A 13,693-nucleotide genomic window follows, 5' to 3' on the forward strand; every position below is an offset into this window, starting at 1 on the left:
TGCTGAAGGATTATCCGGGGCACACCGCCTCAAAAACCGCTTGTGGCAAGGAGATGCAATGCACGACCTAGCTGGATTAGCCGATTACGATGTTTTGATTATCGGAGGAGGACTGGCCGGATTGACCAGCGCCTATACTCTGCAAAAACAGGGTGCGCGGGTGGCGGTGATTGAGGAAAGAGGACGCCCTGGCGGCCTAATTTGTTCGGGACGTTTTGGGGACTTCACTTTCGATATTGGCGCTGAAGCTTTCGCGGCGGGAGCTAGCGAAGTTAAAGATTTATGCGACGAGCTAGGATTGCCGCTGGTTGCCCCGAGCGGCAAATCCTGGATTTTTCACCACGAACGCCCAGGTCACCGGGAGGGCGCGCTTCCGATTCCCCACGGAATGTTAGGGATTCCTGCCAGCCTAGATGACCCAGGCATTGTGGGGGCGCTCAGCGAAGCAGAAATGCAGCGTGCCCGTGAGGACTTAACTATGGGGCCACAGGTAGGGGCGGATGAAACCACCGTCACCGGTCTGGTAACTGCCCGCCTAGGAAAAGCGGTTTTAGAAAAAGTAGTGGCGCCTGTTGCCGGCGGGATTCACTCGGCAAGCACCGACCGCCTAAACGCCGATACCGTGTTGCGCGGACTGCGTCCCGCCCTAAAAGAACACGGCTCGCTGGTGAAAGCGGTTGCCGCTTTGCGCGGACTAAGACCCGGCAAACCCGCCGTACTCGCCCCGGAAGGGGGAATGTTCCGCCTGGTAGAAACCTTAGCGCAGCGCATCGAAGAGGGCGGGGGGCTGATTTTGTCTCATGTGCGCGGCCTCGAACTGGAACCGGCGGCAAATGACTCAAACGCTGACGCCGACGCCGTTGCCGGCTCGAATCAACCCGGCTCAGCAGGCTGGAAGGTCACCGTTTCTAACACCAAATCAGGGCCGACCCCAGGGGCGAGCCCGATTAACATTGGCGAAGCCGTAACGGTCACTGTCCCGCAGGTAGTAGTGGCTTTACCAGGATATTTAGCCGCGCCGCTGCTGCGTGAAGTACCAGGGATTCAAGTCGGTGAGCTCCCGCAGGGCGGCCCGATCGCACACGTGACTCTGTTTGTGGACTGCCCGGCGTTAGATGCTCATCCGCGCGGTTCCGGAATGTTGGTGCAACGCCCCAGCAATAAAGATATTGAAAATGGCTGCGTGGGAGCGAAAGCTATCACTCATTACACTTCCAAATGGCCGTGGGCACAGGAAGCTGCCGGTAAAGGTCGCCACCTGCTGAGAGTATCTTATGGTTGGGCAAATGGACCGGAGATTCCGGTATCGGTCGAGGGCGCGTTAAAGGATGCTTCCCGGCTGCTGGGGGTACAGATTTCCCCGGAACAACTGCTCGGTTCGATGATTATTCACTGGGATGGCTCTTTGCCGCCTTTCACTCCTAAACATCGGGAAATGACCACCAAGCTGCTAGAAGACTTGCATGCCTATCCCGGTCTGGATTTGGCGGGGTCTTGGGTGGCCGGTTCGGGGATTGCGGCAGTTGTTCGTCAGGCGCAAACGATTAAATTGCGCGGTACCGGTTGGATTAGCGAAGCTAAGGCGGACGCTTTAGTTTTGGGTACTCGCGCTTCCCGCCTGGCGGTAACCCAATCGGAAACCGTAGCTAATGCTTTGCGCGAACGCGGACTAAATGTGCAGCTACGACAGGTACGCACCGCCGGCGATATTTCCCGCGCCTCTTTACAAAAATTGGGAGGAGTGGGCGTGTTTGCCGCGCAACTACGCCTAGCCCTCTTGGAGGGAAACTGTCATTTAGCAGTGCATTCTTTCAAAGATTTACCTACCCAGGAGGCTCCGGGTCTAAAGGTTGCCGCGATTCCGAGCCGCGCGGATGCCCGGGACGCCCTGTGTGCGGCTCCTGGTTTAACTTTGGAGACTCTACCGCCAGGCGCCGAAGTGGGAACCGGTTCTCCGCGTCGCGCCGCCCAAATTCTGGCTTTGCGTCCCGACCTCAAAATCGTAGATATTCGTGGCAATGTTCCTACCCGCCTGGGCAGGGTGAAAGGCATTGCCGCTCCGCAGGCCGATTTTACTGATGGCCGGGAGACCCGGGAAAAAATCGCGACAGGCGCGCACGACTTGGATGCAGTGATTTTGGCGGCGGCCGGTTTGGATCGGATTGGGCTGGGCGCTTACGCCAATGAGCGGTTTGATCCTGAACAGGTGCTGCCAGCCCCAGCGCAAGGAGCACTCGCGGTAGAGGCTTCAGAGGCAACGCTTAAAGCCCACCCCGATTTAGCGGCCGCATTGGAAGAGCTTAACGACCTGGCAACTGCGCTTACCTCTACGGCGGAGCGGGCAGTATTAGCGGAACTAAACGCCGGGTGTGCTGCGCCGGTAGGGGCCTTTGCCCAGATGGAGCGGGGGATACTCACCCTTACTGCCGCGATTATTTCCCTCGATGGTACTCGCGAGGTACGCGTCAATGACTCCTTGCAGGCCGATCCGGAAAAAACCTTCGCCGAGATGCTTGACCAGGTGCGTCAGCTGGGTGAGAGCGTGGCGCGCGCCCTCCTAGAATCTGGGGGCGCCGAGCTTGCTGACCTGGGCGCTGCTAAGGCGCGCGGCTAATATCCGCAACAGGAAACTATTTTCGGAGGGCGACGATGGCATTTACGGTGGCACTTACGGCAGATCCAACGCGCCCGCTAGCAAAAAAACTACAGGCGGAATTGCCTGAGTGCCAGATAGTTGGCGCTCCGGTTACCCGTTCGCGCCCGGTTAGCGACCCGCAAGTCTCTAGCTACCTAAACAGTTTGCGGCGTGGGGAATATAGCTGGGTGGTGATTACTTCTGCCCGCACCGTGAAGTATTTACAAAAGCTATTAGCTGCCGAGCCGCCTCTTACTACCTTTCCCCAGGTAGCGGCGGTAGGCAAAGCCAGCGCACTGGCCGCAAGTAAAGCTGGCTGGAATGTTACTTTGCAGGCGGGCGGTAACGCCACCGATTTGGCGCACTGTTTCGCGAACTTAACCCCCAGTCCCTCCCGCCCTTCCCGGGTGTTCTTACCGGGATCTGCACTCAGCAAACCAGATCTACCTGCAGCTTTAAGTGAGCTAGACTACCGGGTTGATAGCTGCGCCCTCTACACCATGACCCCGGTTGGCGAGTGTCCGGAAGTATATTTCCACGCCGATGCGGTTGCGGTTACCGCTGGTTCTAATCTGCGCGCCCTCGCTGACTTCGGGATATTTAGTTCCTGCCCCACGCCCTCAGCTCGCGCCCTCCCCCACCTAGTTTGTATCGGGAAACCAAGCGCCCAGGTGGCAGCAGATTTAGGGCTGAAAGTATGCGCGGTGGCCAAGACTGCGGACGCGAGCGGACTGGCGCAGGCGCTACGTTCTTGCCTGGCACCCTAACCGCGGGTTGGCGCCGCAGATGGGAAAGTGAAAGTTAACGTTGAGTAACTTTTACTGAAAATCTTGCATTCCTCGCCGGCTAGCTGGAATGTAGCTGTTAACATGAAGCATGACTTATACACCCCAACCTGATAATGCCAGTCCCGCCCCTCAAGGGTCCCCGATGCCAGAGAGCCCCCAGTTTTCACCGGTGAACCCGCAAATGTCGCCGGACGCAATGCCGCCGGCTACCCCCACCAAGAAGCCCAAGACCGGTTTGATCGTCACCATCGTGATTGTGGCGGTACTGGTTGTTGCCTTGATCGGGCTATTTATCGCCAACACTTTAGTGGCAAGTGCGCAAGAGAGATCCTTGAAAAACGAATTCGTCAAAGAAGGATTTTCCAATGTGCAGGCTGAAATTAACTCTAGCCCTATGCTCCTTAGTTACTTTAAAGACTATTATCGCGAAGCAAAAGTCACTGCCTCGGTGGGAAATTTTGCTACCGAGGGGTCAAAACAGAATTTAAAGATTAAGGATGTGCGAGCGGTTTTCCATGGGCTGAAAGGTGGAGATAATCCCATCATTGAAAAGGGCAATATGACTTTCACCCTACCGGGTGAAGAATTTGATAAAGCCATAAAGGAAGATGCCACTGCCTCCAAAATGAATATGCGGCGCAACGGTAACAAAATTACTGCCGAGGCGGAAGAACAAGGTCTAAAGATTCAGGTTGAAATGGGTATGCATTTTGAACCTGGTAAAGACGGACAATCTGGAAAACTCTTCCTAGTCCCAGACAAGTTCATGATTAACGGTAGCGATGAGTTCATGGGGCAAAAGCTCAGCCCTGCTGATATGGGCATGAAAAAAGAAGAAATCCCGATGGATCTGAATAAAGCTTTCGTTCTCAAGAACGTGGATTTTTCAGGTGAAGATATCAAGTTTGATATTGATGTAAAGAACATCAAACTTAACGACATTGGCAACTAGGAATAGCTGCTGACCCGGCTCGGCAGGTTCGAGTGCCCACGCCGCGCCCTCGGGAAATATTTGCGAAACTGCCCACGGTTTTGGGCGAGAATCTCACTGGGGTGCCCGGGCGCGGTATGCTTTTTTTAGTTTTCTTATCCGCAAGCCACATGGCTAAGCCTAGGAGGAACGATTGTTTAACTCCCACGAAGAAGCCCTCAAATTTGTCGCCGACCAGGATATTGAGCTGATTGATATCCGTTTTTGCGACCTGATTGGCACCAGTCAGCATTTCACGATTCCTGCTGACCAGTTTGCGGATGCCCTGGAGAATGGGTTGATGTTCGATGGTTCTTCTATCCGTGGTTTCACTTCGATAGACAAATCAGATATGAAGCTCATTGCCGATGTGTCGGATGCCTATGTGGATCCCTTCCGCGCTTGCCCCACTTTGGTGGTGAACTGTTCCATCGTGGATCCTTTCACTGATGCGCCTTTCCCCCGCGATCCTCGCCAGGTTGCTTCGAAAGCGGAAGCCTACCTGCGTTCTACGGGAATCGCCGATACCTGCTTTATTGGTGCCGAAGCCGAGTTTTATCTATTCGATTCGGTGCGTTACCAAACCCAGCCTTACGACACTTTCGTAAAACTGGATTCTGTTGAAGGGTATTGGAATACCGGTCGGGAGGAAGAGGGCGGAAACCTCGCCTATAAGACCCCGCTCAAGGGCGGCTACTTCCCGGTGGCCCCCGCTGATAAGTTCTGTGACCTGCGTGATTACATGGTGAAGCTGCTCAGCGACTCCGGGCTCAAAATGGAGCGCGCTCACCACGAGGTTGGCTCCGGGGGGCAACACGAGATCAATTATCGTTTTAACTCGCTGATGGCGGCGGGTGACGACATGATGAAGTTCAAGTACCTGATTAAGAACGCTGCGCAAGAAGCGGGAGTTACCGCCACCTTTATGCCCAAACCGATGGCGGGCGATAACGGCTCGGGAATGCATACTCATTTTTCGCTGTGGAAAGAGGGCGAGCCCCTGTTCTATGACGAAACCGGTTATGGTTCCCTCTCTGACCTGGCTCGTTACTTTATTGGCGGCTTGTTGCAGCACGCGCCCGCGTTGCTAGCCTTCACTAACCCTTCGGTTAACTCTTACCGGCGTCTGGTTCCCGGTTTTGAGGCTCCGATTAACTTGGTGTATTCGGCGCGTAACCGTTCTGCCTGTATCCGGATTCCGGTGACCGGTACTTCCCCGAAAGCTAAACGGGTGGAATACCGGGTTCCTGACCCCAGCGCGAATCCCTATTTGTCTTTCGCGGCTTGCCTGATGGCGGGGATCGACGGCATTCAAAACCGGCTAGAGCCGCCTGCTCCCATCGATAAAGATCTCTATGAGCTGCCGCCTGCCGAATATCATGACATTCCGAAACTGCCTTGTTCCCTGGATGCTGCTTTAGAGGCACTGCGCGCTGACCAGGACTTCTTGACTGAAGGTGAAGTATTTACCCCGGATTTGATTAAGACTTGGATTAACTACAAGGAACAAAATGAGGTCGCCCCGCTGCGGCAGGTAGTGCATCCTTATGAATTCCAGCTTTACTACGATATTTAGGTCTGTTTGCTAAATAAATCCCGCCCCCGCGGCCTCGGAAAATAATGGCTTTATCTAAAGGATTTCCGAGGCCGCGGGGGCGGATTATTACTATCAGAACTATTACTTTTGGTCGCGATTAGTTTTAGTGATTTCCACTGCCCACAATACAGCGGCGATCACCCCGAAAACCGGGGCGGCCAGCACCATGAATCCGGCACCAAAGGGAAAACTGCTGTCAGTATCGATCACATAAATAATCAGTGTCCCCACAGCCAGCAACACTGCACACAAAATGGTAAATATCCAGGCAAAAATTCTCAGCATCCCGTTTTTCCTTTCATGCTGACTGCAGCTTTATTTACTTTAACAAACGCCGTCGGCCATAAGCAGTTTTTCTAGAGATTTATTATCGTACTGCCGAGAAATTTCTGGCCGATAGCTTTCTCGGGCTCGTACTAATGCAGTACAAAGCTCACCTGCTTTTTCTTCGTATCTATTTCTTCTAATCATCTTGACCTCTCCATCTTCATCAGATGCTTCTTCCTCCGCGATGGCAAGTCGATCAGGAGCGCCCTCTTTAAAAAATGAAGCCGCGAGTTTATCGAACTCGTTTAGACTTTTACGCATTTGCGCATTGGTTTCCGCTGCCTGATAGCCCTCGAGGAATTCTCGAATAATGTTGAGTTCTTTTGAAAACCGCATCCCCGATAAGTCATCGAGCGAGTTCAGGTATCTTATTTCTTTATTGCCGGAATTCCTCCAGGCGGAGAAATTTTCCGGTTTGAAGGCAGGTAAACGTAGCTTTTTCTGGATGTTATCAATCCAGGGTTTATACATGGTATTAAAAGCCTCGAAAGCCTTATCTTTGTTGAGATATTCCGGATACAGCAAGACTTTATAGTGTTTTTTTTGAAACTCCATGGTGCCAACTACTGGTTGATAACACTGGTTTTCGCTTCCCTCCACCCCGTAACCGGCATCGGTTGCATCTCGCAAGGTAGAAAGGGAACACCAGCTATACATGGGCAGATCTGCTACATCTTTGACGGCGGCATGTTCCTGGGCGTGGCTCCCCCACAGATACCCCACCCCAACTGAAGTTATGCACGTCAAAACGCAAGCTAAGACAACCGCCCCTATCTTCTTGGTGAATTTCATTGTCCAATCCTTTCTTTCGCGATGCCTCCGCCTATCGCGCTAATTACTTGCGAGACAAATTCCGCGCAGTCGTATAGGCGTTCGTCGCCTTGATGTTAAAAGGAGCCCGTTTCAAGTTCTGGAGCGTGCATTCCGTATGCGGCATCAAAAAGATTATTATCGCCCTCCAAACTTAGCAAACCATTTGCCTCAGCAAGCGCCGAAATCTCCTCACGGGGGATGCCTTGATTTAATCCTGATACTGCCTTTTCTAGATTTGTAACAATTTCCTGGTTACAGCTACGGGCTTTAAACCCAAAGAGATACCAATTTAGTTCACTCATCTTCAGACTGGGATCTGCACTTACTAACGATGCATTAGAAGCGTCAACCCATTCATTAACCGTAGATTTGGACAAAGGAGGCAGTTTCGCATCTTTTTGCAGCCAGGTAATCTCCGGCTGATAATCCCGCAGCATCAGATTCCACGCGGCTTCTTCATCTATAAACTCGTCATAAAGGGAAAGATTATAGATCTTTTCAGGCGCCCTAAACTTGACTGACACTTTATTAATTTCTGATTTTCCATGCACCCCTGGCTCTGTAGTGACAGGTTCCAGTACATAAGAGGAGACTGCCTTATTAACGTTTCCTTGCTTAGACTCTTCCGCATTAGTGCTCAAATCTTTATTTGCTGACTTAGGCAAATCAGCTGAGGGATCGAACAATTGATCACTGGAACCATTAGGATCCGAGACCTCAACGCTGCTTCCAGTTTCACTTTCAGACCCCTCCGGGGAATTCGCCGGGGAGGCATACGATAAAGAACTCATCCCCAAAGGAAAAGCAATCCCTAGAAGCACTAAAACTGAACGTCGAAAAAACTTGTTCATTTCAGATTTCCTTTCTTGAATTCAGCCAATCTTTGATGTGACACTTTCATGTTTCCAAAGGTGATCGCGGTAATTCAATGGTCAAGTGGCTGGATATTAGTGCCAGGTGGCCAGGATTAATAGCCAGGTGGTTGCCCGGTGGCCGCATTTTTGAGCTGAGTACCTGCTGCCGGCTGGTTTGCAGCCAAAACCTCGCCAAAACGTATATTCTAAAAAACAACGAGGGGGTGACCATGAGCGAACCAGAAATCACTATCGGGCTGGTTGATGACGATCCCTTTGCGCTGCAAGCATTGGCAGCGATTTTGAATAATACCCCCAATTGTGCAGTCTCCTGGGCAACCTCTAATCCGGAACAAGCCCGCGAATCCTGTCACCGCGACCCCGTAGACCTGGTGTTATTGGATTACCTTTTAGGAGAGACCACCGGGGACATAATCTGCAGGCAGATCACCCAGCAAAACCCGCAGCAAAAAGTGGTAATTATTTCTAGCCTGGAAGTGGCAGATGTGGCCCACACCGCCCTGCTCGCCGGCGCGCGGGGATTCTTAAATAAAGCCGACGTTTTAAAAGACTTGCCCAGTTTCCTCGCGGTAATCATGCAAGACTCCGTGGTGGTCTCCCACGCCGTAGTCCAAGGATTGTTCCAAAGTATGCCTGCGCCCTCGCAAATTGCTCTTAGCCAGCGCGAACAAGCAGTTTCAGAGCTAATTTTGCAGGGAATGTCTAACCGGGAGATCGCAGAGAAAATGAGTTACTCCCTGTCCACGGTGAAAGAAACTGTAACCGCGCTGCTGGAAAAAACCCACACTTCCTCGCGAACCGCGGCAGTGGCTGTCCTGGTGCAAGACGGAGCAGTCAGCTACCCAAATAACCTTCCCTAAGGTTGGGGTAACGAGGACGCGACAATAGCTGAAGTCTACCTAGTCGCCACTCACCTCAAGCTGTAGTAGGTTCTGCCACTGGTCAGCGCGTTTACCATAGGTGAGCAGGCCGCCGATCTCTAGCATCCGTTTACTGGCCAGCCCTAACCCCATCTTCGAAGAATCCACTGTCCTGCCCCGGATCTGATTCTTAGTTTCCAGGCGGAAGCTATTTTCAGAAATCCGCGCATCGACAGTTACTGGATGCTGGGGATCGCCGTAACGGAAAATATTTTCAAAAAGTTCCGCCACCACCTGCGCTACTGTGCTCTGCTGCTGTCGGGAACACTCAGTTTCTCCGGTTTTTTCACACTGATAAGCAACCTGGAATCCCTGCTCCTTCAGCCGCGTGACTGCGCTGGAAAGTACCTCCCCTAAACTTTGGGTCACCACCTCACTCTTTTCCGGCAAGTTTTTCTCCGAATTGATGAGGGCGCGGATAGCCTGCGATATTTCCGCGGCTTCATGCGCGGCAGTGTCCCTAAACTGCTCTAAAGGTAACAAGTCCCGCTGGCTTTGTTCCGCAGCCAGCGCAATATGAGTGCAGTGCCGCAAAACATTATCGTGGAGGCGAACATTAAGGTTCCGCCGCTCCGCCTCCCGGGCTGCCTGTTCGTCACGTCCTACCTGAAAAGAACGATCCATCCAGGTTTTTACTAAAATCCCGGCAACCGAAAAACAGGCCACATCCGAAAAAGCGCTTACCGCCTCGAAATCTACGGGGTATGCCCACACGAAAAAGAAAAACACATTGATTACGGTAGGAATCAATACTGCGGGGCCTAAGCGTTTGGGGGAGAAAGAAAAAGTATCTAAGAGGGCGATATTGGAGGCGGGAAAAATCGGCGCCCAGTAAATCTCATCTCCCCCAATCAATGCGACCGAAGTGAGCGCGTAACCTATCCAGAAAACCGGGAAACGTATCGCTAACATGGCCATGACTAGAGCCTCGATAGCCAGCAGATAGCCGATATCAAATTCTTGGGTTAATATCCCGTCATACAATAAAAATAGGCAGTCAAAAACCGCGACCGAAATAATGATGGCTCGCAGTAACAAAACCTTACGGGCAAACTTCTTCCCTAAAGTTTGCCGATCAAAATATAAATACGAGCCCAGAACCTTAAATACCGCATCCACAGGAAAATCATACTGAGAATCTCCAAACCGCTGTGGGCATTAGGGATTATTCCTGATGACGCCGCCACTTCGCCCCTAAATAACCGCATACCAAAGCGGTTTTCGTTAGGCACTATCTCCTGGCGCAAGCAGACTTTCTGAAAGCGCCATACGGGTGCGTTAGAATCGGGGCAGATATCTAGGAGAAAAAATGACAGATGACTTTATGCTGAAACCGACTATTCGTCCTCGCCGCCTGCGGGCTTTCCCCGCGATGCGCAACCTAATCGCGGAAACCCGGGTCAGTCCCGCCCAACTGATGCTGCCCGCATTCGTGCGAGACGGAATTGAGGAAGCGGTCGAGATTCCCTCTCTACCAGGGGTTTTCCAGCATACAGTGGAGTCGATTCGCGAACTGGCCGCCGAATGCGTTAAAGCCGGAGTCGGCGGAATCATGCTGTTCGGGATTCCCAATATCGCTGATAAGGATGAACAAGGCAGTCCCGCCTGGGATCCGAACGGGATTTTGAATCGCGGTATCCGCGCCGTGCGTGAAGAAGTAGGAAATGACCTGGTAGTGGGGGCAGATACCTGCCTGGATGAGTTCACCAGCCACGGGCATTGCGGGGTTCTCACCGCAGATGGGCAGGTCGATAATGATGCCACCTTGCCGCTATATGCGAAAATGGCACTCAGCCAGGCGCGCGGCGGAGCCCATATGGTTGCTCCCTCCGGGATGATGGATGGGCAAATCGCGGTGATTCGCCAGGCGCTAGACGAGGCCGGATTCACCGACACCACGATTTTGGCTTACTCGGCGAAATACGCCTCCGCTTTCTTTGGTCCTTTCCGAGATGCGGTTGCCTGCTCCTTAGAGGGCGATCGCCGCTCTTACCAACAAGATCCCCGTAACCGCCGGGAGGGCGTATTTGAAACCCAACTAGATTTAGCCGAGGGCGCCGATATGGTGATGGTTAAACCGGCTGGCTACTATCTGGATGTGTTGGCTGATGTGGCGGAAATGTCACCGGTTCCAGTCGCGGCCTACCAGGTCAGCGGGGAATACGCGATGTTAGAGGCAGCGGCCGCTAACGGGTGGATTGACCGCGAGCGTGCTATTGACGAGTCTTTGCACGCGATTGTGCGCGCCGGAGCCGATACGGTGCTCACCTATTGGGCGCTAGAGTACGCGCAGCGAGTAAAGTAACTGCTCAATGCCTGATTCTTCCCGCCTACTAGCAGTTTCCGAAGTGGCTCATGCCGCTAACTGCCAGTGGCGGCTCTGGTGCTACCTGACCGGTAATACTGAGCTGAAATCTGCCGATGTTTTCCACCGTTATATCGGGGACTTGACTGGAGCCGAGGAAGAAAAACTGGCTGCCCGCTACCGAACCGCGGGTAAGATTTTTCAAACAAATCTTTTAGCTACCAGTGCAGACCTTACGGGAATGCTTCCTTTTCTCCTTTACGAGGACGAATCTTGGGTGTTGCAGTTGCCGCGTTTTTCTGCCCATGCCCGCCTAGATTCAGTACATCTCCTGGCGGGTTTCGCCCATTTAGCTGGCGCAAATCAGCAGTTGTTAAACGCTGCTTTCCCCAAGTTGGAGGCGGAGCTCGCGCCCTTCGCCCAAATCTTGCTGGCGGACGGTAAAACCGTAGATTTTCCGTTACTCGAACTAGAGGAACTGTGGGAACCTATTGCGGAGCAGGCGCACATTTTAGCGGGCGACCAGGATTTACTGTCTGCTACCCCCGAGGACGCTTGGTGCGCCCTCGACACCGTGTGCGGAAGTTGTTCGTACTGTGCGTGGGCGCTAGCGCGTTTCGATGACCCCCTGTTAATCAGCGGGATAGGCCCGGGACTGCGCCGGGAGCTGCGATCCGAAAATATCTTTACTGCCAGCGAGTTTGCTAAAAACCCTCCAGATGGTTACAGCCCAGAACTAATCCGACAAGCCCGCTTACAGGTCAGTCAAAACCCCGCAGAGCTGCTGCTAGAAACTAATCCCCTGGCTCCGGCGCTTATGGATCTTTCCGCGCCCCAGGCGGGGGATGTGTATTTAGATTTCGAGAATGACTCCCTTTGGGGATGGACACTCAAAGACCATACCGGGCTGATTTACCTGGGTGGTTTGGTTTGTTTTGACGCAGACTATTGGGGGGAGCAAAAATCTTTAACCCCGGCGCTGCCGATTCGCGGCCAAGATGCACTACCGGCCGCAGGCAGCACAAACGTAGCGGAGGAAGTAGGGGAACTATCAAAGCGTATCGGCGGAAAATATCAGAGTTTTTGGGCGCATAACCGCGCCGAGGAACGCCAGCTGCTAATTGATTTACTGGATTTCTTGCAACAGCGTTTCCGGCGGTTTCCTGGGATGCGCATTTATCATTATTCCCCGCAAGAACGCCTCTACCTGCAACGTTTATCGTCTCGCCACGGCCTCTTAGCGGGGGAAGTGCGCGATTTACTGGCAGCTAACGGCCCGATGCGCGACCTGCAGCAAGTGGTGCAATCAGCTATTCGCACCGGTCAAGGCGGATATTCCCTGAAAGAAATGGAACCGTTCTATATGGGGTCTTGGATGCGTTCAGAGGACTTGGACAATGGCGCGGATTCGGTGATTGTGTACGATACGCTGGCGCGAAAAGGCGTCCTCGAACCTGGAGCTAAGCTTGCGGCTGAGGACGCAGAGCAGTTACGTCTCCTCGCCCTCTATAACGAATATGACTGCTGTTCAACCGCCCTTTTACATCACTGGTTAATCGCTCAACGCCAGCGCCCGCGCCATAGCGCCGTAACCGGTAGCGCCGACCCTGATAGCGCGCCAAAACCCGTCCCTAATCTACCTGCTGCACTGTAACCTGCACTTTTCGCTGAAGAAAAATTATTGCTAGCTCTACTTTCGCAGCCTCTATACCCATGGGAGAATGGGATTATGAGTGATAACCAGCCCCAATCGAGCAATTTCGGCGACCAACAGTCTCCCAGGCAACCCGAATCTTCCAACCCCTCTTTCCCTCAATATGCTTCCGGGGACGAATACCAGCCTTATCCCCCCGCAATGCCTACCGCTCCCGGTGTTAATTCTGATAGCGGTCAAGTTAGCTCCGATGAGCGCACTATGGCGATCCTGGCGCACTTAGCAGCCGTGATCGCCATGATAGTTTCTGCTGGTTGGCTGACTTTTGTGGGGCCGCTCATTGTCTGGTTTATCTACAAAGACAAAAGTGCCTTCGTGCGTAACGCTGCCGCCGGTGCTTTTAACTTTAACTTGGCGATGACCATTACTTCTGTGGTGGCCTGGATACTTTGCTTCACCGTAATCTTGATACCTTTGTCCCTCATCGCATTTGCAGTGGTTTTCATAATGACCCTAGTGTGCTCGATTAAAGGCGCACTTAAAGCCGCCGATAAAAAGTTTTACCACTACCCGTTTGGGATTAATCTTCTCGAATAACTGTCCGGGAAACCCTAATAATTGTTTGTGACCGAGGATACTTAAAGAACGATATTCCTGGTAAGCGGATTTTCCCTGCCCAATTATTCTCGTTTTCAGATTTTTCCTGTTCCTGATCCAGGTTTCTTCCAGCCCGGGTAGCAAAGCTAGCTGTTGTTTATTTGGGTTACCTAAGTTGGTCTTGGGTTGTTTTGAAAGGATCTGGACTTGTC

Annotated in this window: 12 protein-coding genes; 8 read left to right on the forward strand and 4 right to left on the reverse strand. The window is 52.7% G+C overall.

What is annotated here, in order from left to right:
• The first annotated feature begins 58 nt into the window (after positions 1–58).
• From hemC to glnA, 4 genes are all read left to right on the forward strand, one after another.
• Positions 59–2,614, forward strand: coding sequence for a hydroxymethylbilane synthase (gene hemC, locus L0M99_RS09940; RefSeq protein ID WP_337954209.1), 2,556 nt, complete (start codon positions 59–61; stop codon positions 2,612–2,614).
• A 35-nt stretch (positions 2,615–2,649) separates the two neighbouring features.
• Positions 2,650–3,402: a uroporphyrinogen-III synthase gene (locus L0M99_RS07375; RefSeq protein ID WP_238128241.1), complete on the forward strand. Its 753-nt coding sequence runs from the start codon at positions 2,650–2,652 to the stop codon at positions 3,400–3,402.
• Positions 3,403–3,565: 163 nt separating this feature from the next.
• Positions 3,566–4,375: a hypothetical protein gene (locus L0M99_RS07380; protein WP_238128242.1), complete on the forward strand. Its 810-nt coding sequence runs from the start codon at positions 3,566–3,568 to the stop codon at positions 4,373–4,375.
• A gap of 172 nt (positions 4,376–4,547) precedes the next feature.
• A complete protein-coding gene (glnA, locus tag L0M99_RS07385) occupies positions 4,548–5,969 on the forward strand; it encodes a type I glutamate--ammonia ligase (RefSeq protein WP_238128243.1) in 1,422 nt (473 codons plus the stop codon).
• 102 nt (positions 5,970–6,071) lie between these two features.
• On the opposite strand, the gene L0M99_RS07390 is transcribed toward glnA, so the two are convergent.
• From L0M99_RS07390 to L0M99_RS07400, 3 genes are all read right to left on the reverse strand, one after another.
• Positions 6,072–6,275, reverse strand: a complete 204-nt coding sequence (locus L0M99_RS07390; RefSeq protein WP_238128244.1) for a hypothetical protein — start codon at positions 6,273–6,275, stop codon at positions 6,072–6,074.
• 39 nt (positions 6,276–6,314) lie between these two features.
• On the reverse strand, positions 6,315–7,109 hold the full coding sequence (locus L0M99_RS07395) for a hypothetical protein (protein ID WP_238128245.1): 795 nt from the start codon (positions 7,107–7,109) through the stop codon (positions 6,315–6,317).
• A 95-nt stretch (positions 7,110–7,204) separates the two neighbouring features.
• Positions 7,205–7,981 carry a hypothetical protein gene (locus L0M99_RS07400; RefSeq protein WP_238128246.1) on the reverse strand — a complete coding sequence of 259 codons (777 nt, stop codon included), beginning with the start codon at positions 7,979–7,981 and terminating at the stop codon, positions 7,205–7,207.
• Between the two features lie 233 nt (positions 7,982–8,214).
• Here L0M99_RS07400 and L0M99_RS07405 point away from each other — a divergent pair, with 233 nt between their 5' ends.
• On the forward strand, positions 8,215–8,865 hold the full coding sequence (locus tag L0M99_RS07405; RefSeq protein ID WP_238128247.1) for a response regulator transcription factor: 651 nt from the start codon (positions 8,215–8,217) through the stop codon (positions 8,863–8,865).
• A 39-nt stretch (positions 8,866–8,904) separates the two neighbouring features.
• Here L0M99_RS07405 and L0M99_RS07410 read toward each other — a convergent pair whose 3' ends face one another.
• Positions 8,905–10,044 (reverse strand): hypothetical protein, encoded by a 1,140-nt coding sequence (locus L0M99_RS07410; protein ID WP_238128248.1) that lies wholly within the window; start codon positions 10,042–10,044, stop codon positions 8,905–8,907.
• Positions 10,045–10,234: 190 nt separating this feature from the next.
• On the opposite strand from L0M99_RS07410, the gene hemB reads away from it, so the two are divergent.
• From hemB to L0M99_RS07425, 3 genes are all read left to right on the forward strand, one after another.
• Complete coding sequence (gene hemB, locus L0M99_RS07415) at positions 10,235–11,230, forward strand: porphobilinogen synthase (protein WP_024059971.1); 996 nt, start codon at positions 10,235–10,237, stop codon at positions 11,228–11,230.
• Between the two features lie 7 nt (positions 11,231–11,237).
• Positions 11,238–12,884, forward strand: coding sequence for a ribonuclease H-like domain-containing protein (locus tag L0M99_RS07420; RefSeq protein ID WP_024059972.1), 1,647 nt, complete (start codon positions 11,238–11,240; stop codon positions 12,882–12,884).
• Positions 12,885–12,959: 75 nt separating this feature from the next.
• Positions 12,960–13,481 (forward strand): DUF4870 domain-containing protein, encoded by a 522-nt coding sequence (locus tag L0M99_RS07425; RefSeq protein WP_024059973.1) that lies wholly within the window; start codon positions 12,960–12,962, stop codon positions 13,479–13,481.
• The last annotated feature ends 212 nt before the right edge of the window (positions 13,482–13,693 follow it).

This window comes from Varibaculum cambriense, from assembly GCF_022133705.1.
Classification (GTDB): domain Bacteria; phylum Actinomycetota; class Actinomycetes; order Actinomycetales; family Actinomycetaceae; genus Varibaculum; species Varibaculum cambriense_A.